Annotated in this window: 26 protein-coding genes; 13 read left to right on the top strand and 13 right to left on the bottom strand. The window is 56.8% G+C overall.

What is annotated here, in order from left to right; all coding sequences use genetic code 11:
- Positions 1–201 precede the first annotated feature (201 nt).
- The 11 genes from JFT58_RS25710 to JFT58_RS25660 form a co-directional block, all read right to left on the bottom strand.
- Complete coding sequence (locus JFT58_RS25710; protein WP_198834726.1) at positions 202–861, bottom strand: DsbA family protein; 660 nt, start codon at positions 859–861, stop codon at positions 202–204.
- 4 nt (positions 862–865) lie between these two features.
- Entirely contained in the window at positions 866–1,516 is a 651-nt protein-coding gene (locus JFT58_RS25705; protein WP_198834725.1) for a DsbA family oxidoreductase, read from the bottom strand.
- 107 nt (positions 1,517–1,623) lie between these two features.
- On the bottom strand, positions 1,624–2,268 hold the full coding sequence (locus JFT58_RS25700) for a DsbA family protein (protein ID WP_198834724.1): 645 nt from the start codon (positions 2,266–2,268) through the stop codon (positions 1,624–1,626).
- Positions 2,269–2,280: 12 nt separating this feature from the next.
- Entirely contained in the window at positions 2,281–3,429 is a 1,149-nt protein-coding gene (locus tag JFT58_RS25695; protein WP_198834723.1) for an FAD binding domain-containing protein, read from the bottom strand.
- Between the two features lie 277 nt (positions 3,430–3,706).
- Positions 3,707–4,630 carry a LysR family transcriptional regulator gene (locus JFT58_RS25690; RefSeq protein WP_198834722.1) on the bottom strand — a complete coding sequence of 308 codons (924 nt, stop codon included), beginning with the start codon at positions 4,628–4,630 and terminating at the stop codon, positions 3,707–3,709.
- Between the two features lie 157 nt (positions 4,631–4,787).
- Positions 4,788–6,053, bottom strand: a complete 1,266-nt coding sequence (locus JFT58_RS25685; protein ID WP_198834721.1) for an NAD(P)/FAD-dependent oxidoreductase — start codon at positions 6,051–6,053, stop codon at positions 4,788–4,790.
- A gap of 129 nt (positions 6,054–6,182) precedes the next feature.
- Entirely contained in the window at positions 6,183–7,037 is an 855-nt protein-coding gene (locus JFT58_RS25680) for an SDR family oxidoreductase (protein ID WP_198834720.1), read from the bottom strand.
- A 57-nt stretch (positions 7,038–7,094) separates the two neighbouring features.
- Positions 7,095–7,505 (bottom strand): GlcG/HbpS family heme-binding protein, encoded by a 411-nt coding sequence (locus tag JFT58_RS25675; RefSeq protein ID WP_198834719.1) that lies wholly within the window; start codon positions 7,503–7,505, stop codon positions 7,095–7,097.
- Between the two features lie 109 nt (positions 7,506–7,614).
- Positions 7,615–8,439 carry an alpha/beta fold hydrolase gene (locus JFT58_RS25670; RefSeq protein WP_198834718.1) on the bottom strand — a complete coding sequence of 275 codons (825 nt, stop codon included), beginning with the start codon at positions 8,437–8,439 and terminating at the stop codon, positions 7,615–7,617.
- Positions 8,440–8,739: 300 nt separating this feature from the next.
- On the bottom strand, positions 8,740–10,377 hold the full coding sequence (mqo, locus tag JFT58_RS25665) for a malate dehydrogenase (quinone) (protein ID WP_198834717.1): 1,638 nt from the start codon (positions 10,375–10,377) through the stop codon (positions 8,740–8,742).
- Positions 10,374–10,844: an aldo/keto reductase gene (locus JFT58_RS25660; protein ID WP_198834716.1), complete on the bottom strand. Its 471-nt coding sequence runs from the start codon at positions 10,842–10,844 to the stop codon at positions 10,374–10,376. The genes mqo and JFT58_RS25660 overlap by 4 nt, the downstream gene beginning before the upstream one ends.
- A gap of 107 nt (positions 10,845–10,951) precedes the next feature.
- Between JFT58_RS25660 and JFT58_RS25655 the strand changes: the two genes are divergently transcribed.
- Positions 10,952–11,824 carry an AraC family transcriptional regulator gene (locus JFT58_RS25655; RefSeq protein ID WP_233095452.1) on the top strand — a complete coding sequence of 291 codons (873 nt, stop codon included), beginning with the start codon at positions 10,952–10,954 and terminating at the stop codon, positions 11,822–11,824.
- 162 nt (positions 11,825–11,986) lie between these two features.
- Entirely contained in the window at positions 11,987–13,102 is a 1,116-nt protein-coding gene (locus tag JFT58_RS25650; protein ID WP_198834714.1) for an alkene reductase, read from the top strand.
- 594 nt (positions 13,103–13,696) lie between these two features.
- On the opposite strand, the gene JFT58_RS25645 is transcribed toward JFT58_RS25650, so the two are convergent.
- Positions 13,697–14,605 (bottom strand): LysR family transcriptional regulator, encoded by a 909-nt coding sequence (locus tag JFT58_RS25645; RefSeq protein WP_198834713.1) that lies wholly within the window; start codon positions 14,603–14,605, stop codon positions 13,697–13,699.
- A 106-nt stretch (positions 14,606–14,711) separates the two neighbouring features.
- Between JFT58_RS25645 and JFT58_RS25640 the strand changes: the two genes are divergently transcribed.
- From JFT58_RS25640 to JFT58_RS30495, 11 genes are all read left to right on the top strand, one after another.
- On the top strand, positions 14,712–15,575 hold the full coding sequence (locus tag JFT58_RS25640) for a VOC family protein (RefSeq protein WP_198834712.1): 864 nt from the start codon (positions 14,712–14,714) through the stop codon (positions 15,573–15,575).
- Entirely contained in the window at positions 15,572–16,276 is a 705-nt protein-coding gene (locus JFT58_RS25635) for a class II aldolase/adducin family protein (protein ID WP_198834711.1), read from the top strand. Before JFT58_RS25640 ends, JFT58_RS25635 begins: the two co-directional genes overlap by 4 nt.
- Complete coding sequence (locus JFT58_RS25630; RefSeq protein ID WP_198834710.1) at positions 16,273–17,730, top strand: 2-hydroxymuconic semialdehyde dehydrogenase; 1,458 nt, start codon at positions 16,273–16,275, stop codon at positions 17,728–17,730. The genes JFT58_RS25635 and JFT58_RS25630 overlap by 4 nt, the downstream gene beginning before the upstream one ends.
- 8 nt (positions 17,731–17,738) lie before the next feature.
- Positions 17,739–18,515, top strand: a complete 777-nt coding sequence (gene dmpE / locus JFT58_RS25625) for a 2-oxopent-4-enoate hydratase (RefSeq protein WP_198834709.1) — start codon at positions 17,739–17,741, stop codon at positions 18,513–18,515.
- 11 nt (positions 18,516–18,526) lie between these two features.
- Positions 18,527–19,327, top strand: a complete 801-nt coding sequence (dmpH, locus tag JFT58_RS25620; RefSeq protein ID WP_198834708.1) for a 2-oxo-3-hexenedioate decarboxylase — start codon at positions 18,527–18,529, stop codon at positions 19,325–19,327.
- 10 nt (positions 19,328–19,337) lie between these two features.
- Positions 19,338–19,529, top strand: coding sequence for a 2-hydroxymuconate tautomerase family protein (locus JFT58_RS25615; protein ID WP_198834707.1), 192 nt, complete (start codon positions 19,338–19,340; stop codon positions 19,527–19,529).
- A gap of 1 nt (position 19,530) precedes the next feature.
- Positions 19,531–20,469 (top strand): acetaldehyde dehydrogenase (acetylating), encoded by a 939-nt coding sequence (locus JFT58_RS25610; RefSeq protein ID WP_198834706.1) that lies wholly within the window; start codon positions 19,531–19,533, stop codon positions 20,467–20,469.
- 10 nt (positions 20,470–20,479) lie between these two features.
- Complete coding sequence (dmpG, locus tag JFT58_RS25605; protein ID WP_198834705.1) at positions 20,480–21,499, top strand: 4-hydroxy-2-oxovalerate aldolase; 1,020 nt, start codon at positions 20,480–20,482, stop codon at positions 21,497–21,499.
- Positions 21,500–21,568: 69 nt separating this feature from the next.
- Positions 21,569–22,921: an MFS transporter gene (locus tag JFT58_RS25600; protein WP_198834704.1), complete on the top strand. Its 1,353-nt coding sequence runs from the start codon at positions 21,569–21,571 to the stop codon at positions 22,919–22,921.
- A gap of 226 nt (positions 22,922–23,147) precedes the next feature.
- Positions 23,148–24,434, top strand: a complete 1,287-nt coding sequence (locus tag JFT58_RS25595; RefSeq protein ID WP_233095451.1) for an OprD family porin — start codon at positions 23,148–23,150, stop codon at positions 24,432–24,434.
- A 309-nt stretch (positions 24,435–24,743) separates the two neighbouring features.
- Positions 24,744–25,463 (top strand): MFS transporter, encoded by a 720-nt coding sequence (locus JFT58_RS30495; protein WP_332875137.1) that lies wholly within the window; start codon positions 24,744–24,746, stop codon positions 25,461–25,463.
- Between the two features lie 496 nt (positions 25,464–25,959).
- Here JFT58_RS30495 and JFT58_RS25585 read toward each other — a convergent pair.
- Positions 25,960–26,067, bottom strand: a 108-nt coding sequence (locus tag JFT58_RS25585; protein ID WP_138762977.1) for an IS3 family transposase, incomplete at its 5' end; no start/stop codon positions are given.

Raw genomic sequence — 26,067 nt, 5'->3', positions numbered from 1 at the left:
AAAATCTCAGCTCCGGGCGTCTGCGACGAAAATCAGAAGGTAAGTGATTGTTTTAAAATATACTTTTCATCTGGATCTTTTGCGGCGAGTTGTTGCCCGGGTAAGCCGCTTGGGTACAGCGGCCAGGTTCAGCCAGGCGGTACACTTGCCTGCGGAGTGAGACCCCTTTGACGTCGGCTGACTCACGAGAGGGCGAACAGATTAATGATCGCCAGGCAAAGCACGTAGCCGCTCTTCGATGTCCGCTTTGAATTTCAGCGGCCGGGTCAAGTAGTGTCCAAGTGGCAGGGTTTCAATAGTTCCGTCGATCTCCAGACCGAATGCCGGAAACCCTTTTGCGCTGAGCTGTTCCAGCATTTTGTTGCTGGCGTTCAGGTGCTGGTCAATTTCGGACTTCAAGACACGCCAATACCGGGCCTGAAAATCGCTTTCCTCATAGCCAAGGGTGAGAGCAGCCTCAGCAATCACGCCGTCCTCAGCAATGGCTTTGCCCGACTGGTAATAAGCGATCTGCAATGTTTTAAGCATCTGCACACCGCGTCCATCGATTTGCTCCGCAGCTAACATCGCGGCGCTGGGGGGCGAGGAGTCCAGCAGTACATCTTGATGCTCCAATACTCCATCAACGTAAGCCGAAGCAAATATCTGTTTGCTGTAGAAGGCGATGCGTTCTTCATGAGGGCGCACAAAGTCACGCCATTCAGGCGACATCAATTGCTTCTTATCACCGGATAGCATCCCAACGCTATGTGGCAGCACATGAAGCTCAGAAATCTCCATAGCAGCGCTGATCATAGGCGCTGCCCCGTAGCACCATCCGCAGAATGGGTCGTAGATGTAGTGAAGGGTTGCCTTGTGCATCATTTTACTCCTGTCCGTCTGCTGCCTGGACTCGGCGCAGAATGTCAGAAAAGATGTTGGCCGGTTGAGCGCCGGTGACGGTGTGTCCGGCGATATTGACGCTAGGCACCGAACGCACTCCGGTGAGCTGAGCATCTGCGGCCATTTGCAATACCTCTTCTCTGCCCTCATTCGACTTCAAGAATGCCAAAGTGGACTCGCGGTCTTGACCCCTATCGCCTGCGATGTCTGCCAAGGTTTCGAGATCACCAATATCTTTTCCATCGCGGAAATATGCTTCAAAGATAGCCTTGACGAGTGATGTTGCCTCATTACCGCCCGCCTGTTCGCGCCAGATCAGGCGATGGGCAGCCACGGTGTTGGGTGTCTTTTCGACGACATCGTAATTAAAGAGTCGGTCACTTGCTTTCCCCGCCAGTGTCACTTGCGCATCCATGGCCTGGCTGCGTGCCCAACTGCCGAACTTTTCGGTTCGGTAGATTTTGCGATTTTTGCCTTCAATGGGCATGTCAGGATTGAGCAAGTAGGGAATAAATAGCAGTTTGGTAGTTTCGTCTGCGCCCGTTATCTGAAGCGCTTGTTCAAGGTTTGCTTCGCCAATCCAGCACCAAGGGCAAATAAAGTCGGAAGTAATCTGGATATCTATGGTTTTCATGTCACTCTCCATAATGGTGTTTGTTGGAATTAGACTAAACGCAATTGAGGGCTGTGATAATCAGCCGACTGTGCAAAGGTTCGTAGTGTTCAGCGCAACGTAAGAAGTCACGCCAACAACATAGCCTCAATGTCGAGCTTGAACAGATCGGGTTTACCTAGATAGTGACCAAGTGGCAAGGAGTGGAAGTCTCCATTTGTTTCGACGGTCAGGAAGGGGACCCCTCTACTTCCAAAGGTACTCAGCATGGCATTGCTATCGGCGATATGACCCTCAATATTGTCCTGCATCACTGCTCGGTAAGTTGCTGTAAACAGCTCTCGGTCGAACCCGGCCTCAATGGCAACTTCAGCGATAATGTTTGGATCGGCGATTGCGCGACCTTCCTGGTAATAAGCGATTTGAAGCCGTTTGAGCATTTCAACGCCACGACCGTTAATTTTTTGAGCGGTCAACATCGCTGCCGTAGGAGGAGTAGAGTCGAGTCTTACGGTAGTCTGATCTAGAACTCCCGTTAAATAGGCATCTGAAAATAGCTGATGACTTAATGCGCTGATTCTCTGTTCATGTGGTCGTACGAAATCTCGCCATTCGGCGGAGACCATTTTACTTCGCTCGCCCGACAGCATTCCGATTCCGTGCGTTTCGATCTGGAGTCCTGCTATCTCGGATGCGCTTATTAAAAGGGGCGCGGCGCCATAGCACCAACCGCAAAAAGGATCGTAGAAGTAATGCAAAGTCGCTAAGTTCATTTTCTGTCTTCCTTATTTGTTTGAATTGATGCCCATAATGCGATTGCCCATGTCAATTCCCCACTCACTCATGTTCGCTCCCATCATCAATTGGTCCCTTTCCCAAGCCGCAAGGTCTGTATCGACGTCTGTGCTGTTGGCCATGTACTGAGCGAGCTTCACTGCATTCGCGGCTGCTTTTGCGGTGCTGCCCGCGGTATGAGGTCGGGGTATGAATGCTGCGTCGCCCAACAACAACACGCGGTTGAACACCATCTTAGGAGATTGAAGATCTAGGATGGATTGGACGAAGATGTCTTCGGTACGTCGAACCAACTCCAGAAACGCCGGGTTGAGCTCTTCTTCTGCTTTCTTGCGAAACGCTGCCTCTGGCTGAGCGCTCAACGCTCCCGGTGGGACTGAATTCTTACGCCGAAGCCCCGTATTATCGGTGAGCACCTGGTCGAGTTCATCGCCCTCGGCCGCTTTTAAATACCAAAGCCAATTGAACCTACGTTGGCCGGGTTTGATTGAACCGTCAACACCTGGAATCATATACTCAAGTATTAGGGATTCGGGGTCTTGCTGAAATACAAAATCTTCATATATCTGCTCCTTGGCAAACTGTGGCAGGTCTGGCTCATCAACCAGCCCGCGCCATACTACATAACCCGAGTAAGTGGGATGTGTGTTCGGGAGCACTAAGCTTCTCACCGTCGAGCCACCACCATCAGCACCAATCAATAGATCCCCGCGGGCTGTCGATCCGTCTGCAAAGTTCGCCGTTACGCTATCATTTCCCTGCTCAATCGTGACGAGTTCTCGGCCTCTGTGATAGTTTTCATCAGGCAAGGCTGACATAAGGAAGTTGTAAAGCGTATTCCAGGAAGTCTGGGTTTGCGGTGCATAGTGTTTATGCCGTATAACACCTGTGCCGGTTAGATAGGTACGGTTATTAGATCTGACGCCCAATGCGTGCGAACTTGTTATCCCCGCGAATTTCAAGGCTTCCAGGACTTCTGGCTGCAGTACAATACCGCCTCCCCGACTGTCTAGGGTAGCTCCTGAACGCTCATAGATATCTACTTCCCAGCCTATAGCACGAAGCGCCGTCGCTGCAAACAGGCCTCCCAGAGAGCCTCCGATGATTATTGCTTTCTTTGCTGTACTCTTATGAAACATTGCTCTAGCCTCATGAAGACGTTGCCAAAAGATATAAAATCCATCGCGCTGCCGAACAGTGGCAATTACGTCGAAAAAGTTGAAAAACGTTAAAATTCAGCCGAACGATCAGGAGTGAGTGACCAATTAATAAATGACTATTACCAGTTATTAGGATTTCGAAGAGGAAGTTTCATATTCTTGATTCCTTAAGCGATTTGAAGCTCTAATATAAACCTTGGTGTGGTCGACAGGAATAGGTTAGCCACGCAACGCCTCATTGCAATTATTGCAATGATCACCCCGTCGGATATCCCGTGCCGTCATTTAGCACGTCAGAGAGGAACGAGATGAAGGCGTTCACACGACGGGATCCGCGCTGGTTTGGCAAAAACAACGCTGAAATGGAGTCACTTGCGCTGTCAGGGTTGACCACATAATTCTCGAACAAGGGCGTAAGTTTTCCTGCGAGGATGTCGTCCTGGACAATCCAGTCTGGTAGAAGGGCAATTCCTCCTCCGGCTAAAGCAAGATCACGCAAGACTTCCGCATTGTTGCTCTTGAACCTTCCTGTCGCAGTGATTTTCGACACTGCGTCGGATCGGTCCACAAAACACCACGTCTGGTTGGATGGCCCATAATTGAAACGCAGGCATTGGTGGCGCGCCAAGTCGTCCACGCTCTCGGGGAAACCGTGGCGTTGAAGATAATCCGGGCTGCAGACGACTTTTCTCCTAAACCTACCGATGATGCGGCAAACAACACCGTCAAGTATTGCAGGAGAGCCAAGCCTGATGGACAGATCGACCCTGTCGGTGACCATGTCCAGAATGCTATCGGTCAGGGTTATGTCAAGTTCCAGTTTTGGATACGTAGACATAAACATCCCCAGATGGGGAGAAATAATGCACCGGCCGAAGGCCGAGGGCACGGATATGCGTAAAGGGCCACTGGCTTCTTCCGCATTATCGCCGATAGCTGCGTCTGCATCCGCTAAATCTTCCAGGATTCTCCTAGCCCGCAAGTAATAGGCGCCGCCTGCATCAGTGACAGTTATCTGCCGTGTTGATCTGTTGACGAGTGCAGTACCCAGTTCCGCCTCTAGCGAATCGACCATTCTGGTCACAGTCGAAGTCGCAAGCCCCAGTTTTCTGGCGGCGGCAGAGAAACCATTGGCATCCACCGTTTCGACGAACATTTTGAGCGCGAGAAGTTTGTCCATCCGGGGCTCCGTTGTAGAGGGATTAGACGGCCTTGAGCACGGCTATCCAAATTATGGGAAGTTGACGAAAATATTCCGCGCGGCTTACGCCCATTTAACCCCTTCAACGCACGTATATTCAGCGCCTTCGAAGCTACGCCTGGGTAAATAGGGGAATTCACGTTTGAGCCAAATGTTGGTGTACGAAGGCCACGGCCATAGCGCCTTCCCCAACGGCGGTCGCAACTCTTTTGATCGAACCGTGACGCACGTCGCCTACGGCGAACGAGCCAGGAACGCTCGTTTCCAAGTGAAATGGAAGTCGACTCAAACTCCAAGTGTCAGGTAGCTTTCCATCCCTAAGCAGATCGTTTCCTGTGACAAGATAACCCCGCTGATCCCGTAAGATATGTGTATGTGAAGCCCAGTTGGTATTAGGCTGACCACCGATGCATGCGAATACATAGTGCGTTTCGAAAACCCTTGTCTCGGCTGTCAGATTATTTCGAACAGTGATCGACTCAACCTGACCTCCACCCTCGACAGTGACGACTTCTGAATTCGTATGAACTTGAACGTTATGTTTCGCCCTGATTTTTCTAACCAGATAATCAGAAAGCTGTTCCCCTAAGTCACCGCGACGTACCAACATAATGACCTCAAGGGCATACTGGGCAAAATGGATCGCTGCCTGGCCTGCCGAGTTTCCGCCCCCTATGACGAAGACACGCTCTCCTGTACACATGGGGGCCTCACTGAATCCTGCACCATAGAATAAACCGCGGCCCAGGAATCGGTCTTCATCCGGAACATCCAGGCGCCGCCATTCAATTCCTGTGGCACATATGTTGGACCTCGCAGTGATGCGTCCGCCGTCGCCAAGGTCGACGATAATTCTATCGCCCACAAAATTGGCATTTACGCCTTCTTTAAGGTGTAGGATTTCTGCACCGAAACGTACCGCCTGCTGCCGCGCCCTCTCAGCTAATTCACGTCCGCCTATACCTCTAGGAAAACCCATATAGTTTTCGATCAAGGATGAGCTTCCTGCTTGCCCACCCACGGCGTGGCGCTCTATCAGAACGGTTTTCAGACCTTCTGATGCGGCATACACAGCGGCGCTCAGACCAGATGGTCCGGCTCCATAGATGGATACGTCATATTCTTTTAGCTTAGGTGAGCTTACCCAGCCAAGTCTGTCGGCAATGTCATGCAGGTTTGCCGAAAATAGCCAACTGCCGTCAGGAAATTCACAAGCGGGCAACCTAGGATCACTGAGCGTATTGACTCCCGGGACGGTGTTGGCGGATGAATCGTCTAACTCGATCCAGTCATAGTCGACAACGCTCCTGCTTAGGAAGTCTCTTATTTCGTAAGCTTTGGCAGAACCTGCGACGCCGTGTACACGCAGGTGAGGAGTGTCAGTTGTGATGTTGTGAGCCATGTTTAACTCTCCAGGGTTTGGGCACCACCTGCGGCACTGAAGCGGTGGCGCCGAACTATTGGATGTCAAAGGTCCGGTAATTCCGTCTGTTAGTCCGCGGAATACACGTCCGCCGGATCGCTTATGAGCTTAAGATTTCGGTGAAATGGGGGTCTCAGGCTCGATGTTGTAGGCCTTATCAACAACCTCATGCCGGCGCCCCAGCCCGTCGGTAGTTTTACGCTCCCAGGCTGATTCTATTTGACGACGTTGTTCATCGATAATCTCTTTTGGCTCTACATTCCTGTAATTGTCGATCTCTCCGGTGATAACCCTAAAAGTGGTTTGATATACCGGTTCAGGGTCGTACTGCTCGTGAGGGAATGCTAATTGGCTGTAGTCGAACAGCCTTTCAGACGGAGCGTCTTGCCACGTCTTCCAAGTTTCGAACATACGGTCGTTGAACCCCGTCAGGAACGGCCCGGGGTTTACCGTTGCAACTTCAATACCAAACTCCTGCACCTCTTGGCGCAGCGCATCTGCTATTGCTTCAATAGCGTGTTTAGAGGACGAGTAGGCCCCGGCGAATGGATCTGTTGTGAGGCCAGCCACAGATGACATGAAGATTATTTTTCCTTTCTTCTTCATTACCATCTTCTTGACTATTATTTGGGTCAGCAGAACAGGCCCAATGACGTTCACCTCGTACTGACGACGGAGATTTCGCTCAGGGATATCGGCGACGGAGCCACCTTCCGAAATACCCGCGTTGTTCAACAGTACATCGATTCCCCACTCCGCAGCCCTGAGTCGGTCACTTTCATCTGTGACGTCAAGCTTCTCGACACGTAAAATTACCCCGCGACTTTGTGCCTCCTGCGACAGGGCATGTATTTGAGCCGTAATTTCAACGCCTGCAATTACATCTAGACCATCAGCGGCCAGCCGCAGCGCAACCTCGCGGCCGAATCCGGTGCCTGCTCCTGTAATGAGAACGGTCGTCATAGTTATTCCTCGGTTAGGATTAGATGGGGTGACTTTTGGAGATGTTCTGGGAGGCAGTTAAAGCGCCACTTTGGCCGCCTCGGCTATCTCCCGATCTTGTTCCGCAGTTCCACCACTCACCCCGATGGCCCCCACGAGTTCATGGCCAGACCTCAGAGGGACACCTCCTGCAAAGGTGATGATGCGCCCCTCTACGGTGTTGGAAAGTCCGTAAAACTGGCCCCCTGGCTGAGCATCCTGGCCGAGCACATGGGTTGGAAGTTTGCACGCCAGACTTGTGAAAGCCTTATTGATCGAATGACTGATGCTTGCGATCTGCGCTCCATCCATCCGCACATGCGCCAAGAGGTTACCCCCTGCATCAACGATAGCAATGTTGCTGGGCGAACCTATTGTCGCCGCTTTGACTTCCGCTGCATGGATCAGACGCTTCGCATCTTCGAGAGACAAAGAAGTTAACTTCAACATGACTCTTATCCTTCCTTTGGGACGCAAGAGGTGTGAACGGTTGCAATCTTGCTGAACAGCAGACACCTCTCTACCAATGTTCCCCATCTTCAGACGGCATTATTGTGTGTTACTGGTCCTTCAAAAATGCCAGAAGGTCAGCGTTGAGCTGATCGGCGTGGGTGGCCGCCAATCCATGAGGTGCATCCTTGTATATTTTCAGCTTGGCATTTTTGATGATGTTGGCTGACAGTTTGCCCGAAGCGTCAATTGGCACAATCTGGTCGGCATCTCCATGAATGACCAGAGTGGGTACGTCGATCTTTAGCAAGTCCTGTGTGTAATCCACTTCTGAAAACTCGCGAATACACAAATAGTGCGCCAAAATCCCGCCCGTCATTCCTTGAGCCCAGAAGGCGTCTCGCATGCCTTGAGAAGCGGTTGAGTCAGGGAGATTTGCGCCGAAGAATGGTCCTGAAAGATCCTTGAAGAATTGCGAGCGGTCTTTGGCGACGCCTTCGCGGATCCCATCGAATACTGAGATAGGCAGACCATTCGGATTGCTGGCAGATTTCAGCATGATGGGGGGGACCGCACCCACGAGCACAGCTTTTTCTACACGCTCGGTCCCGTGGCGTCCGATGTATCGAACCACTTCGCCGCCGCCTGTGGAATGGCCAACCAGCATGGCATTTTTGAGGTCGAGATGATTGATGACGGCAGCCAGATCGTCTGCATAAGTGTCCATGTCATTACCCATCGCCGTCTGTCTTGAACGGCCATGTCCACGGCGATCATGTGCAATGACACGATAACCTTGCTGGACAAGGAACAACATTTGGGGATCCCATGCATCTGCATTCAGCGGCCAGCCGTGGGAAAACACAACCGGAGGGCCGGAGCCCCAGTCTTTGTAGAAGATTTGAGCGCCATCTTGAGTATTGACTACCGGCATCTTGCCACCCCTTTCACTGATCGTTAATAAAAGTTTTCAACGCAGAAAGTTCAATGCTTGCCAGGTGAGGGCCTGTGCACCTGTCGACTCCTGTTTTTTACCATATACTAATTATCGGATGATAAACAACCTGTGATCGACGTCCATTGCTAGCACTTCAGTACCGATTGGGATTGACCGAAAGTAGCGGCGCCCTAGGGCGCGCTCTTGCCGTACAACCGGTGACCATCTGCAAAAGTGCGCCAAGGTTTGGGCTCATGCGACCGTCCAGGCTGCGTTACCGCAGCGCGGCGATTGACGTTACAACGCCATATCGTTTGCAGGTCTGCTTTCTACCCGCTTGCTCGGCTCAGTGTTGGTTCCGACGCCCTGGTCAATGACCGGAGGTTTGTCCAGTTGCAGGACTTCAGAGGTGTAATTCCATTCCCGCTGAACGGCGGCAGGCGAATCGTTGAGCTTGGTGCCGTAGCTCGGCACGATCTGGCGTATTTTTGCCTGCCATTCCGGCGTTGCGACTTTGTCTTTGAAGACCTTTTCCATCACGTTCAGCATGATCGGCGCAGCGGTCGACGCGCCCGGCGATGCACCCAGCAAAGCAGCGATGCTGCCATCAGCGGAGGAAACGACTTCGGTGCCCAGTTTGAGCACGCCGCCCTTGTCCGCATCACGCTTAATGACCTGAACGCGCTGACCGGCCTGCCACAGGCGCCAGTCTTCTTTCTTGGCGTGCGGGAAGTATTCCTGCAGCGCTTTGAATCGGTCATCGTCAGACAGCATCAGTTGACCGGCGAGGTACTCGACCAGCGGGTACTGCTCGACGCCCACTTTGGTCATTGGCCAGAAGTTGTGGGTGGTCATGGTGCTGAACAGGTCCAGGTACGAACCTTCCTTCAGGAACTTGGTGGAGAACGTCGCGAACGGGCCAAACAGGATCACGCGCTTGCCATCGAGCACGCGGGTGTCCAGGTGCGGAACCGACATCGGTGGCGCGCCAGTGGACGCGATGCCGTAGGCCTTGGCCATGTGCTGCATAGCGATAGTCGGGTTCTCGGTGACCAGGAACGAACCGCCCACCGGGAAGCCCGCGTAGTCGTTACCCTCGGGAATGGCGGATTTTTGCAGCAGTTTCAAAGCGCCGCCGCCAGCACCGATGAACAGGAATTTGGCGTTCGTTGCACCGGTGGTGCCGTCTTTCAGGTTTTTGTACTCGACGTGCCAGGAGCCGTCTTTGTTGCGCGTGATGTCGTTGACTTCACTGGACAGCTTCAGGTCGAAGTTAGGGCGGGTCTGCAGGGCGGACACGTACTGACGGGTGACTTCACCCCAGTTGACGTCGGTGCCGATGGGCGTCCAGGTGGTGGCCAGCTTTTGCGAAGGATCACGTCCTTCCATCATCAGCGGGACCCACTTGGCGATCTGCACCGGGTCTTCGGAATACTGCATCGGGCGGAACAACGGGCTGGCTTGCAGCGCGTCGTAACGCTTCTTCAGGAACTTGATGTTCTCATCGCCCCACACAAAGCTCATGTGCGGCGTGGAGTTGATGAACGAATGCGGGTTTTTCAGAACGTCGCTCTTGACCTGCCAGGACAGGAACTGGCGAGTGATCTGAAAGGCTTCATTGATCTCGATGGCTTTGGAAATGTTGACCTTGCCGTCTTTGTCTTCAGGGGTGTAGTTCAGTTCGGCGAGGCCCGAGTGACCGGTACCGGCGTTGTTCCAGCCGTTGGAGCTTTCTTCGGCGACCTTGTCCAAACGCTCGACCATTTCCATCGACCAGCCTGGCTCGAGTTCGTTGAGCCATACGCCCAGTGTGGCGCTCATGATGCCGCCGCCGATCAGGAGCACGTCCACTTTTTTGCTTTCAGCGGCGTGAGCTTGAAGCATACCCATCGAAATCGCGAAACCCAGCACGGCCTTGCTCGTCGTTTTGGTCATTGCACGCAATCCAAGTTGATAGAACGTTTTTCGCCTGCCGCATGGGTTGAGGCGACACCGGTCTTGCTCACGTCAGGCTTGACATGACTTGATAGTCGGATTCGCTTGGCTTCCCGAACACGTGGCTGCGCACGCTCCGCTTTGCCTCCGATAGCGGCCTTTTCGCGTCCCTCGCGAGCTGTCTTGAATAAGTCGCGAATGTTATTTTCCGGATGACCGTCGGTGTAAATATTGGCGACGCCGATGAAATTACCGCCGCAGTCCAGAGATTCAGCAATGATGGTTATGATTTCTTCAGGGAAGCAGTCCCAGCTAAAATCTTCGCCGAATGTCTTCGTGCCGAGGCAGAACGGGCTGACGCGAAAGCCTTCCTGCCCACGATGATGCAGGTGTCGAGCGACATGAGGATTGCCCTTGTTGGCACCACCTAATGGCGACGTTGCAAGTGAGCCACAGGATGGAGACATTCCTATAGATTAATAACGCCAAGACCTTGCACGATTCCACCAAAATGGCGGCGATTATTTTAGGTGACCTGCTTGCACGGCGACGTGCTTGATGCTCGAATATGTCGATGAATCAGATAACCGAACTGCGTAATTTAATTTCTCGCCATGCAGCGCAGATTGCGCTTGATCAAGCATTTCCAAACCTCATGGCGGCACGACTTACTGAGCCGACGCCTCGAACGGGTTACATTACCGAGCCCCTATTCGCGTTGCTGGCACAGGGGACTAAGCGCGTCGCTTGGGGAGATACACTGCGCGATTACACTTCTGGCGAGTATTTCATTGCTGGCATCGAGGTGCCGGTAATCGGTTACGTGATAAAGGCCAGTGAAAGCGAACCTTTTCTGGCTATTGGTTTGAGGCTGAATCGTAAGGCCATTGCCGAGCTGATGGTTGAGTCAGGAATCGAGTTGCACCGGCAAACGCCCTCAGCCGTTGCTGTAAGTCATGCCAAGGTGGACTTGATCGATGCCATTATTCGTATGCTCCGGTTATTCGATAATCCAAACGATATCCCAATCCTCGGCCCGGCCATCGAACGGGAGATTCTCTGGCGGCTCATGAACAGTGCGCAGGGGGCTATGGTGCGCCAGTTCGGTTGCGCTGACAGCCGACTTTCGCAGATAACCCGCGCAGCTCAATGGATGAGAGACCATTACGAGAAGCCTTTGCGCGTAGAGGACATCGCTCGGGTCGCTAATATGAGCGTGAACTCCTTGTTCCGTCATTTTCAGGCCGCAACCTCGTTGACTCCAATTCAGTATCTCAAGCACGTGCGCCTCCATAAAGCCCGTACGATTCTCATGGGCGTCTCCGGTAACGTGGCCGCTGCAGGATACGCAGTGGGTTACCACAGCCCATCTCAATTCAGCCGCGACTATCGAAGACTGTTCGGCCACCCCCCAGGGCAGGACCTGGCAAAACTTGCGCCTGGCTGAGTGCTGAAGGGGCTCACCACTAACATATTCTTTCGTTGACCCACCGTCGCGCATTTTGCAACGCAGCGTTGCATAGCAGATGTATTCTGCCGCTCGATGTTTGCAGCTACCTTGCAAGCCTGAACTCTCACTCAGGCCTCGAAGGTCTCTCTGCTAAAGGTAATGGTCATGAATCTCTTTACTCCTATCAAAATCGGTCGAAAAGCGCTCAAGCATCGCGTAGCCATGGCGCCGCTTACGCGCTCCCGTGCTGGGCAACCCGGTAACGTCCCGACGGCCATGAATGTCGAGTATTACCGCCAGCGAGCGGGTGCCGCATTGATCATTTCCGAGGCTTCCCAGATATCTCAGCAAGGTCAGGGCTATGCCTGGACTCCGGGTATCTATACGCCAGAACAGGTGCAAGGCTGGAAAGCTGTAAGCGATGCGGTACACCGTGAGGGCGGGACGATGTTCTTGCAACTCTGGCACGTCGGTAGAATTTCCCATCCCGTTTTTCAGCCCAACGGTGGTCTGCCTGTTGCACCTAGCGCGTTAGCTGTGCCGGACGGAAAGACTTTCATCGCTGATGAGAACGGCAATGGTGTGTGGGCGTCAGTTCCGGTTCCTCAAGCGCTCACATTTGAAGGTATACAGGCGATCATTTCGGATTACCGCGCTGCGGCACGTAATGCCATGCTGGCAGATATGGATGGGGTAGAAATCCATGCTGGCAATGGTTATCTTCTGGATCAGTTCATCGATTCCAACAGCAATAAACGTGACGACATCTATGGAGGGAGCATTGAAAACCGTGCACGCTTTCTGTTGGAAGTGACCAAGGCTGTTATCGAGGAAGTCGGTGCTGATCGCGTATCCGTCAGACTTACTCCAATGGGGCGCTTTATGGGTATGGGTGACGAGACCCCGGAAGAAACGTTTGGCTACATCGCCCGCCAACTTGACATGATGGAAATCGCTTATCTCCATTTGGTAGAGCCAGCGATCGTGGGTATCGTACGAGATGAAAACTACGACCCGCGCTGGGACTCGATCATTAAGCATCTGCGGGCCCAATACACGGGAGTTGTAATGCTGGCAGGCGGTTATGATGAGCAAACGGCGGAAGCTGCTCTGGCCAGTGGAAGAGGGGATATCATTGCGTTTGGTCGCCCATTTATTGCGAATCCGGATCTACCCGCCCGCTTTAAGTTGGGTGCACCATTGAATCTAGCCAATCCCACTACATTCTTCGGCGGTGGTGAATCAGGTTATATCGATTATTCAAATTTAAGTTAATCGCATATTATAGCATCGGTTCTTACCTGGGCACCTTGATAAAGATACCGAGTGATGGGACGTAGCCTGAGTTTAATCGAAGATTCGTGAACGAAGTATTTCGGTGCAGTAGGCGCTACTGCAGTCTATTGTTGCTCAGGACTTCGAGATGTTCCGTTCGGTTGCGGCCCGTTTTCTCGTTTATGATACTAGAACACATCTTCTCCGCGCATCTGCGAGATGTTGCAAGGATGTTAGTTACCAGGTGCATCGCCCGGCGTTCAGGTTCATTGGCAGGTATGCCGTTATGCTAGACTACTGACGATCAAAAACGCCTGAACTCAGGTTGTTCAGCACTAAAAGCGGCATGCAAGTTTAAACATAGTATTCTACTCGTATAGCGATAGTTTGGTCGGACCCTGAACCTGCGGCTATATTAACCGCCGAACGTCTACTGCTTAAAACTTACATCGGTAAGTTTATGAATGCACGCTGGCACATCCACACTGGATGTGTAGTTTACGCTCATAGAGCATAGACGAACTATCATTGGAGTGGCTATGCCCCTCAACGCCTATCATCGATTTGCGGTTAGCGTTCAGTATTGAGTTCGAGTCAGAAATTGGTGTAATCACCGAACATTTCCCCTATTTGAGCCCTCAGCCACAAATGCCTCGGATCTTTCTGATTCCGCGCATGCCAGTGATGCTTCAAACTATATGGCGGTATCTCCACTGGCGGTTCGATCATCCGTACTGTCGAATGTTTCTTATAGATATGCGCCACCGTCCGTGGCATCACCGCAATCAAATCAGACCGTTCTATAATCGCTGACATACTCATGTAGTGAGACATCTGCAGCACGATCTTGCGTTTGATCCCCTGTTCCGCCAAAAAGCTTTCGTACATCTCCTGACTGCGGCTGCCGTCGCGTACTTGGAGGTGTTCTAGGGTACAGAACTCTTCCATGGTCAGTTTCGGGCCGGTGATGCGGTGGTTATCTCGGATCAGGCACACCAGATCGTGTGAGAACAGCCGTTGCTGGTAAATGTTTGGCGCATCCAAGTCAGGGAAGTAACCCAAAGCCGCATCAACCCTGCCGTCGCGCAGGGCTTCCAGCAGGTCTTCGGGGCCGAGGCTCAGGCAGCGGATTTTCACGTGGGGTGCCTTATTGCGCAGGCGGTCGAAGAGCGCGGGGAGGAACACTACTTCACCGATTTCGCTCAAGCAGAAGGTGACTTCGTCGCGGCTTTCGGCGGGGTCGAACGTGGGGCTTGGGAGGATTTCCTGGTCGATCGTGGCGATCACTTCCCGGGTGCGCTCGACAATGCTCCGCGCCCGTGATGTGGGCTCCATGGCGGTGCCGCTACGCACAAAAAGGGGATCGCCCAGCGAGTGGCGCAAGCGGGATAATGCCGCACTAGCCGCCGGCTGACTCATGCCCAGGCGCTTGGCCGCGGCCGTGACATTGCCGCAATCGTGAATGGCCAACAGCACCCGTAGCAGGTTCAGATCTGTGCGCATGACTATAACCAAATCAAATAGATTGAATAACTAGAATTCGCTTCTGCTATTTGTGCCCGACGGCGAGGATTGTGTCCAGACAAGAATAAAACCAAGAGGCACGTTCATGATCAATCTGCATGACATCCGTTACGTGCGTCTGGGCACGGCGGACCTTGCCCAGGCCAAGTTGTACGCAACGCAGATGCTCGGTCTGCAAGTGGCCCGCGAGGCCAACGGCGCGATCTATTTCCGCTCCGACAGCCGCGACCACACCCTGTGCTACTACGAAGGCGACCCCCGGGAAACCACCACCGCGTTCGAAGTCACTGACTCGAATGAACTCGACCACGCCGCCCAACTGCTTGAAGACAACGGTTACGCCGTGCGTCCCGGCAGCCGCGAAGAGGCCGAGGTGCGCCATGTCAACGAGCTAATCCACTTTCGCGACCCCAGCGGCAACCACATCGAACTGGTGCTGCGCCCACATGCCAGCGGCAGCCGCTATTTCGCCAGCCGCGACGCCGGCATCACCGGCTTCAGTCACATCGGCTTGCGCACCACCAACGCCAAGCGCGACGAAGCCTTCTGGACCCAATTGGCCAACGCCCGGGTCAGCGACCGTATCGGTGAAGCGCCGCTGCTGCGCATCGATGACGTGCACCACAAGATCGCCCTGTTTCCCTCCAGCCATGCGGGCGTGCAGCACATCAACCACCAGGTGGAAAGCATCGATGACGTGATGCGCGCCTGGTACTTCCTGAAGGAGCGCGGGATCAAGATCCTGTTCGGCCCTGGTCGCCATCCGACGTCGGGGGCGATGTTCCTGTACTTCGAAGGCCCCGACGGCATGACCTACGAATACTCCACCGGGGTCAGCCACATCGCCCCGGAAGACGACGCCAGTCACCAGCCCCGGCAGTTTCCCCTGGCCACCACCTCGTTCTGCGCCTGGGGCTCGAAGCCGGATATTCCGGAGTTCAAGTTATGAGCACGTTAAGCCAGCAGGCCGAAGTGCGGGTTGCCGCCCGCGCGTTGGCCCGGGCCGGTTTTGTCCATGCCTACGGCCATTGCAGCCTGCGCCTGGATGCCGAGCGTTTCCTGGTGTGCGCCGCCAAACCCATGGGTCTGATCCAGCCCGGCGAGCCCGGCACGGTGGTGCCGGTGCACGGCCCGCTGCCGGAAGGCGTGCTGGGTGAGGTGCGCATCCACCAGCAGATCTACCGGCGCCGCGCCGATGTGCAGGCGGTGATTCGCAGCATGCCGATGCAGGTGATGAGCCTGTCGTGCGCCGGCCTCACGCCGCAGCTGCGTCACGGCATGGGCGCCTATTTCAACAACGGCGTGCCGCTGTGGAATGACCCGCAACTGCTGCGCGACGACACCCAGGCGGCGGCACTCGCCGAGCAACTGGGCAACGCCCAGGCCCTGGTGATGCGCGGCAACGGCGCGATCGTGGTCGGCGGTTCGCTGGTGGAAGCGCTGACCCTCAACTTCTACCTCGAAGACGCCGCCCGCATCGAACTGCAACTGCTGGCTGCCGGTGTGGCCGACCAGGCGCCACGCCTGAGCCTCGAAGCCGCCCGGCAACGGGCGACCAACAGCGGCCGGATCTTCGAACGCATGTGGGACTACCTGACGGCCGGCGATGCCGAGCTGAACCTGATAACAAGAGAAGAGCGCCAACCATGACCAAGCATTTTCACAACTTTATCGACAACCAATGGGTTGAAGGCGTGCGCACCTTCGACAACCGCAACCCTGCCGACAACAGCGTGATCGGCCAGGTCCACGAAGCCGGCCGCGAGCAAGTGGACGCCGCCGTCAACGCCGCCCGTGCCGCGCTGAATGGCCCGTGGGGCAAGATGACCATCGCCCAGCGCACCGCCTTGCTGCACAAGGTCGCCGACGGTATCGAACAACGCGCCGAAGAATTCGTGGCCGCCGAAGTGGCCGACACCGGCAAGCCCCATGCGCTGGCCAGCCACCTGGACATCCCGCGCGGCGCCGCCAACTTCAAGGTGTTCGCCGACCTGATCCGCAACGTGCCCACCGAAAGCTTCACCATGGACACCCCCGACGGCGGCAAGGCGGTCAACTACGCCGTGCGCAACCCACGCGGGGTGATCGGGGTGATCTGCCCCTGGAACCTGCCGCTGCTGCTGATGACCTGGAAAGTCGGCCCGGCCCTGGCCTGCGGCAACACCGTGGTGGTCAAGCCCTCGGAAGAAACCCCGGCCACCGCCACCTTGCTCGGCGAAGTGATGCGCGACGCCGGTGTACCGGCGGGCGTGTACAACGTTGTCCACGGGTTTGGCGAGCACTCCGCCGGTGCCTTCCTCACTGAACACCCGGACGTCGACGGCATCACCTTCACCGGCGAAACCGGCACCGGCGAGGCGATCATGAAGGCCGCGTCGAAGGGCGTGCGCCCGGTGTCGCTGGAACTGGGCGGCAAGAACGCCGGGGTGATTTTTGCCGATGCAGACCTGGACAAAGCCGTGGCCGGCATCGCCCGCGCGGTGTTCGAAAACAGCGGGCAAGTGTGCCTCGGCACCGAGCGCGTCTACGTGCAGCGCCCGTTGTTTGCAGCCTTTGTTGCTGCCCTCAAGGTGCGCGCCGAAGCGATCAAGGTCGGCCCGCCGAATGAGCCGGGCGTGACCATGGGCCCGCTGGTCTCGGTCGGTCACCGGCAAAAAGTCTTGAGCTACTACCAGCAGGCTGCCAAAGACGGCGCCACCGTGGTCACCGGCGGCGGCATCCCGGACATGCCTGCCGAACTGGCCGAAGGCGCGTGGGTACAGCCGACCATCTGGACCGGCCTGGCGGAAGACTCTGCGGTGGTGCGCGAAGAAATCTTCGGCCCGTGCTGCCACATCGCACCTTTCGATGATGAAGACGAAGTGGTACGCCTGGTCAACGACACGCCCTACGGCCTCGCCGCCAGTGTGTGGACCACCAACCTGCAAGTCGCCCACCGCATGGGCGCGGCACTCGACGTGGGCATCTGCTGGATCAACTCGTGGTTCCTGCGGGACCTGCGCACCGCCTTCGGTGGCGCCAAGCAGTCGGGCATCGGCCGCGAGGGCGGGGTGCATTCCCTGGAGTTCTACACCGAACTGCGCAACGTGTGCATCCGCCTGTGAGTACCACCATGACGAACCTCAACCACCTCGGCGCGCAGTTGCATCAGGCGCTCACCTATAGAAAACCCGTAGCGCCGCTCACCGAGCAATACCCCGAATTGAGCGTGGCCGACGCCTACCAGATCCAGCTGGCCATGCTGCAACCGCGCCTGGATGCCGGGCAGACCGTGATCGGCAAGAAAATCGGGGTCACCAGCCAGGTGGTGATGGACATGCTCGGCGTCGACCAGCCGGACTTCGGCCACCTGCTCAGCGGCATGCTGGTCAACGACGGTGCGGCATTGGCTTGCGCCGACTTCATCGCGCCCAAGGCCGAAGGCGAGATTGCCTTTGTGCTCAAGGCCGACCTAATGGGCCCCGGTGTCACGGCGGCCGATGTGATCCGTGCCACGGCGTATGTGATGCCGTGCTTCGAGATCGTCGACTCGCGGATCAAGGACTGGAAAATCAGGATCCAGGACACCGTGGCAGACAACGCTTCAGCCGCAGCGTTTGTGCTGGGTGACTGCGCGGTCGATCCCCTGGATATCGACCTGGCCTGCGTCGGCATGACCCTGGAAAAGAACGGCGAAATCGTCGCCACCGGTGCCGGTGCCGCCGCCCTCGGCCACCCGGTGAATGCCGTGGTGTGGCTGGCCAACACCCTGGGGCAACTGGGCATCGGCTTGAAAAAAGGCGAAGTGATTTTGTCCGGCTCCCTGGCCGCCATGGTTCCCGTGCAACCCGGTGATCAACTGCGCATGAGCCTGGGCGGTATCGGCTCGGCTTCCGTTCGTTTTGTTTGAAGGACACCTCTATGAATCTGTCAGCAACCACCATCGCCGATCTGGCCACCCACCTGGAAAACGCCGAGCTTAACCGCGAAGCCGTGGCCAAGATCACCGACGCCCATCCCGACATGGACTGGGAAGATGCCTATGCCATCCAGGACGCGATCCGCGCCAACAAAGAGGCACGCGGCGTGCGCATCGTCGGCCTGAAAATGGGCCTCACCTCGTTTGCCAAGATGAAGCAGATGGGCGTGACCGAGCCGATCCATGGCTTTATCACCGACTACGGCTCCTGCGCAGATGGCTCGGTGATCGACGTCGACTCGCTGATTCATCCCAAGGTTGAAGCGGAAATCGCCTTCGTGCTCAAGCACCCGCTGAAAGGTCCGGGCGTGCACGTGGGCGACGTATTGGCGGCCACCGACTTCATCCTGCCGGCCGTTGAAGTGATCGACTCGCGGTATGAAAACTTCCGCTTCGACCTCAAGAGCGTGATCGCCGACAACACCTCGTCTGCGCGCTTCGTCACCGGTGGCCAGGCCCGCAGCCCGCTTGGCCTCGACCTGAAATGCCTCGGCGTGGTGATGGAGAAAAACGGTGAAGTGGTCGCCACCGCTGCCGGCGCTGCCGTACTCGGCCACCCGGCCCAAAGCGTGGCGATGCTGGCCAATATGCTCGCTGCCCAGGGCAAGGAATTGCCCGCCGGCACCTTCATCATGACCGGCGGCGTCACCGAAGCCATCGCGGTAGAGGCGGGTGACCAGATCACCGTGCGCTACCAGCACCTGGGCAGCGTTTCCATGCGCTTTGCCTCCACGTCTGCGTGAGGAAACCACCATGCCGATCATGCAAGTTTTTCTGATGGAAGGCCGCGACGACGAGCAGAAGGCGCGGCTGATCGAGGCCTTGACCCAAGCCGCGATCGAGTCGATCCAGGCCCCGCCGGAATCGGTGCGGGTGATCATCACCGAAGTGCCGAAAACCCAATTCGGCATCGCCGGTAAAACCGCCAAGGCTTTGGGGCGCTGAGATGAGTGAACATAAAAAGAAAGTCGCAATCATCGGCTCCGGCAATATCGGCACCGACCTGATGATCAAGATCCTGCGCCACGGCAAGCATTTGCAGATGGCGGTGATGGTCGGTATCGACGCCGCCTCCGACGGCCTGGAACGGGCGCGGCGCCTCGGCGTGGCGACCACCCACGAGGGCGTTGAAGGCTTGGTGAAACTGCCGGAATTTGCCGACATCGACTTCGTGTTCGATGCCACCTCGGCCGCCGCCCACGTGCACAACGATGCCTTTTTGCGCCAGCACAAACCCGGCATCCGCCTGATCGATTTGACCCCGGCCGCCATCGGCCCGTACTGCGTACCGGTGGTGAACCTGGATGCCAACCTGTCGGCACTCAACGTCAATATGGTGACCTGCGGCGGCCAGGCGACCATTCCGATGGTGGCGGCGGTGTCCCGGGTGGCCAAGGTGCACTACGCGGAAATCATCGCTTCCATCAGCAGCAAATCCGCCGGCCCCGGCACCCGGGCGAACATCGACGAGTTCACCGAAACCACCGCCCAGGCCATCGAAGCCGTAGGCGGAACGGGCAAGGGCAAGGCGATCATCGTGCTGAACCCGGCCGAGCCGCCGTTGATGATGCGCGACACCGTTTACGTGTTGTCGGAAGCGGCGGACCAGGGCGAGATAGAAGCCTCCATCGAGGACATGGCGAATGCCGTGACCGCGTATGTGCCGGGTTATCGCCTCAAGCAAAAGGTCCAGTTCGAGGTGATCCCTGCCGAGGCACCCCTGAACATTCCTGGGCTGGGGCGCTTCAGCGGCTTGAAAACCACGGTGTTCCTCGAAGTCGAGGGCGCCGCCCATTACCTGCCAGCGTATGCCGGCAATCTCGACATCATGACCTGCGCTGCGTTGGCCACCGCCGAACGCATGGCGCAGTCGATGGCTTTGTGAGGCGCACGACATGACTTTTGATCCCGGCAAGAAGCTCTACATCAGCGACGTCACCCTGCGTGACGGCAGCCATGCGGTGCGCCACCAGTATTCGATCGACAACGTGCAGACCATCGCCCGCGCGCTGGACAAGGCGCGTGTCGACTCCATCGAAGTGGCCCATGGTGACGGGCTGCAGGGTTCCAGTTTCAACTATGGCTTTGGTGCCCACACCGACCTTGAGTGGATCGAGGCGGTCAGCGACGTGATCAGCCACGCCAAAGTTGCCACGCTGTTACTGCCCGGCATCGGCACCGTGCACGACCTCAAGGCCGCGTACAACGCCGGGGCGCGGGTAGTGCGGGTGGCCACCCATTGCACCGAGGCCGACTGCGCCCGCCAGCACATTGAATACGCGCGCACCCTGGGCATGGACACCGTGGGTTTTCTGATGATGAGCCACCTCACCAGCCCGCAGAACCTGGCGCTGGAAGCGAAAAAAATGGAGAGCTACGGCGCCACCTGTATCTACGTGGTGGACTCCGGTGGCGCCATGAGCATGCAGGACATTCGCGAGCGCTTTCGTGCGGTAAAGGCAGTACTCAAGCCCGAGACTGAAACCGGCATGCATGCGCACCACAACCTGTCCCTGGGGGTGGCCAATTCCATCGTGGCGGTGGAGGAGGGTTGCGACCGTATCGACGCCAGCCTCGCCGGCATGGGCGCCGGTGCGGGCAATGCGCCGCTGGAAGTGTTCATCGCCGCAGCCGATCGCCTGGGCTGGAACCACGGCACCGACCTGTACGCGCTGATGGACGCCGCCGACGACATCGTGCGACCGCTGCAGGACCGCCCGGTGCGGGTAGACCGGGAGACCTTGGCGCTGGGTTATGCCGGGGTGTATTCGAGCTTCCTGCGACACGCCGAAGTCGCGGCGGCACGCTATGGCTTGAAGGCCGTGGACATTTTGGTGGAGTTGGGCAAGCGCCGGATGGTCGGCGGGCAGGAGGACATGATTGTTGATGTAGCGCTGGACCTTTTGGAGCGCTAGGTAAAAGAACACCGCTTTGCGATGCACCTGATTCACCCCACAGACAAATCCAATAAAAGGGGAACATCCATGAACGGCAAGACTGCAAACATAGGCGCAATGATCGATAACAACAGGATTTCCGGCTACCAGGTCATGGTGCTGGTCCTGTGCTTCCTGGTGGTGCTGGTGGACGGCTTCGACACCGCAGTCATCGGTTACATCGCCCCGGCCCTGCGCCAGGAATGGGGGCTGCAACCCAGCGAGCTGTCACCGGCGTTTGGCGCCGGGTTGTTCGGCTTGATGGTCGGCGCCTTCATGTTCGGCCCGGTGGCCGGTGCCTGCGGGCGCAAGAAGGTGCTGCTGGTCTCGGTGCTGATTTTCAGCCTCGGCACCCTGGCGTCGGCGTATTCCACTTCCATCGACATGCTCACCGCGCTGCGCTTTCTCACCGGCATCGGCTTGGGCGGAGCGATGCCGACGTGCATCACCTTGAGCTCCGAATACTCGCCGGCGCGGCGCCGAATGATCATGGTCACCTTGAGCTACAGCGGCTTCACCACCGGCCTGGCGCTTGGCGGAGCGGTGGCCAGCCAGATCATCCCGGTGTTTGGCTGGCGCGGTGTGTTGATGATCGGCGGGATTGTGCCGTTGCTGTTGCTGCCATTGCTGGCCTGGCTGTTGCCGGAGTCAGTGCGCTTCATGGCCGCTCACGCACACCATGCCGAGGCGCTGCGCAAGGTGATGGGCAAGATCACCGGCCGCACCGACCTGCACGACATCACCTTCATCGAACCGCAAAGCCCGGTGGCCGCGCGCTCGCCCATCTCCCAACTGTTCATCGAAGGCCGCGCCCTGCGTACTGTGTTGTTGTGGGGCACGTTCTTCTGCTCGCTGTTTGTGTTCTACCTGCTGACCAGTTGGTTGCCAAGCATCCTTAAGGACGCCGGCTACGACATCGCCAGTGCCGCGCGCATCGGTGCGATGGTGCCGCTGGGCGGCACGGTGGGGGCGATTCTGATGGCCTTGCTGATGGACCGCGTGAGCCCATATCGCGTGTTGGGCCTGGCGTATCTGGGCTCGGCGCTGGTGATTGCGTTGGTGGGGTTTGCACTGGCCGATGCGTTCTGGTTGGGCCTGACGGTGTTCATGGTGGGCTTCGGCGTGGCCGGGGCGCAGAACGGGTTGAACCTGCTGTCAGCCAGCATCTACCCGACGGCCGCCCGGGCCACGGGCGTGAGTTGGGCCATGGCCAACGGGCGGGTCGGCTCGATCATAGGTTCGATGCTGGGGGCGTGGTTGATCGCGCAACTGGGGCAGCCGTCGGTGTTCTTTATCGTGCTGGCGATACCGGCGCTGCTGGGCTCGATTGGGATCTTCTCGCTGCAGCGCATGACCGAGCGCCGAAAGGCACCTGAGGTCACCGCCCTCCCGACTAGATAACCCGATCAATATAGGAGCTGGCTTGCCGGCGATGGCGTCGGCACAGGCCTCTTCTTCGTTGGCTGACCCACGGCTAACTCAGGCAAGTCAGCTCTCATAGTAGATCTGCGTCACTGCTTGGCCCTTCACCCTAAACAACAATAAAAGTAATGGGTACTCCTAAATGAAAAACTCCGTACTGAAATCGGCGACTTCGTGCGCGCGCGTTTTGCCTCTGGTGGTCGCGATGGCCGCTGTTTCTAACGCCGACGCCGAAGGCTTTATCGACGATTCCCACGCGAAAATCGAAGCCCGCAACGTCTACTTCAACCAGGACAACCGCAGCGGGCCGGCCCAGCCTTCGAAGCTGGAAGAATGGGGCCAGGGCTTCATTCTCAACTTCACTTCTGGCTACACCCAGGGCCCGGTAGGCTTTGGTGTAGACGCCCAGGGCATGCTTGGCATTCGCCTGGATTCCGGGCGTGGCACCCACGGCAACCCCAACGGTGTCAGCCAAGGCGGGTTTGTGTTTCCAACCGACAGCGACGGCTGGGCCGTGAGTGATTTCGCCAGCCTGGGCCTGACCGGCAAGGTGCGTGTGGCCAAGACCGAATTGAAGGTCGGCACCCTGATGCCGAAACTGCCAGTGGTGGTCTACAACGACGGCCGCCTGTTGCCGGAAACCTTCCAGGGCTGGCAGGCCACGTCAAAGGACTTCGACCACTTCACATTGATCGGCGGGCGCTTGAGCGGGGTCAAAAGCCGCAATTCCTCGAACAACGAAGACCTCGCCATCAGCGGTGCGGGCGGCCCGGCCGGCCAGCGCAGTAACCAGTTCTATTACGCCGGTGTCGACTACACCCCGCGTCCCGACCTGTTGCTGCAGTACTACTACGGCGACCTCGAGGACTTCTATCAGCAACACTTTGTCGGCCTGGTGCATAACCTGGCGTTGCCGGTGGGCAGTTTCAAAAGTGACCTGCGGTTTTTCGACAGTTCCTCCGATGGCCGCAACGGCAGCGCGGCGGGCCGGGCCGAGGGCTATCGCAGCACCGGCTACCACAACAACGGCGAAGTCGATAACCGGGTGCTCGCGGGTTTGTTCACTTACAGCCTGGCAGGGCATGCAGTCAGCCTGGGCTACCAGCACCTCAATGGTTCCAGTGACTTCCCGTTTCTGAACCAGGGCGATGGCTCGGCGACGTACCTGATCACCGACCGCCAGACCGGCGCGCGTTTCCAGCGTGCCGGCGAGAACACCTGGGTTGCGCAGCACGCCTTCAACTTCGCCACCGTCGGTGTGCCGGGGTTGAGTTCTCAGGTGATCTACCAGCGCGGCGGCGACATCAAGTCGGACCAAGGCAGCCAGCATGAGTTGGAGCGCGACCTGGTGCTGACCTACGCGTTCCAGGGCCCGACGTTGTCCGGGTTTGGCGTGCAGTGGCGCAATGCGATGTTGCGCAGCACCGTGACGACTCAACGCGACCTGGATGAAAACCGGCTGTACGTGACCTACACCCACGCACTGTTTTGAAGGGGCTGAACGCTCTGCCTTTGCTGATGTTCGCTTCTGCCTCGCCGTTGGCTCCTTGGCTGACGCGACGTTTTGGATTGGAGCAGGCGTTATTTGGTGCGCTGTGCCTTATCGCAATCGGCTGCATCATCCGTTCCAGTGGTACTTACACTGGCCTATGGTTAGGAACGTTGCTCATCGGTGGAGGCATTGCCACCGCCAATGTGCTGGTTGTTCCATTGGTCAAGAGATACTTCCCAAGTCACGCAGCTCTGTGCGTAGGGTTATATGCCGCAACCATGGCCCTGATGGCTGCACTGGCCAGCGGCCTTGCAGCTCCGTTGTCGGTGCTTACCGGCTATACATGGAAGATTTGCCCTTGGGGTTTGGTTTGTCCTTGCCCTTGTAGCCATCGCATGTTGGTTGCCGCACTTGAAGCGCGCTCGTGGCCGGGCTCCTGCTGCACCACCTGCTGCAAGTAAATCAGTGTGGGGAAGCGCCATCGCCTGGCAGGTGTCGATGTTCATGGCACTGCAGACGGTTACGTTCTACACCTTGATTGACTGGTATCCCGCCATGGCGAGTTCGGTCGGGATTGGTGCCTCGGAATTGGGTGTTCATCTCTTTGCCTATCAAGCCATTGCTGTCGTCGCCAACCTGTCTACTTCCATTGCCATCAAGCGCCTCAAAGATCAGCGTCTGCTGGGGTTCTTATGCTCGCTGGCGATCACCGTTGGCATGGCGGGTCTGGTCTGGGCACCTGCCTTGTCTTTGATCTGGTTATTGTTCGCCGGGGTGGGGGCAGGGATGTCGATGGTCACGTGCCTGACATTATTCGGTCTACGGGTTCGTGATCACCACCAGGCGAGCTCGTTGTCGGCCATGGCCCAATGTGTAGGCTATGGCTTAGGATCAGTGGGGCCGTTCCTGGCCCGTTGCCTACATGGTGTTTTCGGCACCTGGCAGGTATCACTGTGGTTGCTGTTATCTGCGGCGTGCCTGCAGATTGTCTTTGCGGTATTGGCCGGTCGTAACCGATTTATTGAGTAAACCAATCCGGACGGCGCAGGGAGAACGGTTCAAGGCTCTCCCAGTGCCGCGGGGCTGTTCATGGCATTCCCGTTCTTGCTCCCTTGAGATCTGTGCTCCTTCACATGCATCAAACCCGGCTAGAAGGAGATGTTCGAAATGTGTTCAGACGACGTCATTTACAGCGCAGAGTGATGAGTACACAATTTAGTCCATCTGCGATAGATTAATTTTTTAAACTGCCGACTTTTCAAACCGTTAGAGGATGAGTCATGATCCCGTCCGCCGCGCCATATTCAGTAACCTGGATGCTGAAAGCCAAGTCATCATAAAGAGCCCCTTTTTCGTTTTTGAGGTTCCACTGTCACCATATTCTGGAATTTCGTTGCATCGTCAATCTGTCGTCAATCGAGCCGCGTTTTGCCGCAAATGGTCTAGGTAGTTTGCCCATTGTTGAGCCGCCTCTCGGCGTTGTGTTAGCAGTTGTGCACGCGCATACTGAATCGCCCCGGGTTTCCTAGACACTCTCCAGGCTCGCTGCGTAACGCTTTTCAAACTCTACCGGTGACAGCTGATTGTTGAAACTGTGGCGTCGTTTTGGGTTGTAAAACATCTCGATGTAATC

The organism is Pseudomonas sp. MF6767 (assembly GCF_016405475.1).
Lineage (GTDB): Bacteria > Pseudomonadota > Gammaproteobacteria > Pseudomonadales > Pseudomonadaceae > Aquipseudomonas > Aquipseudomonas paracarnis.
This window is presented reverse-complemented; position numbering and strand designations above follow the sequence as displayed.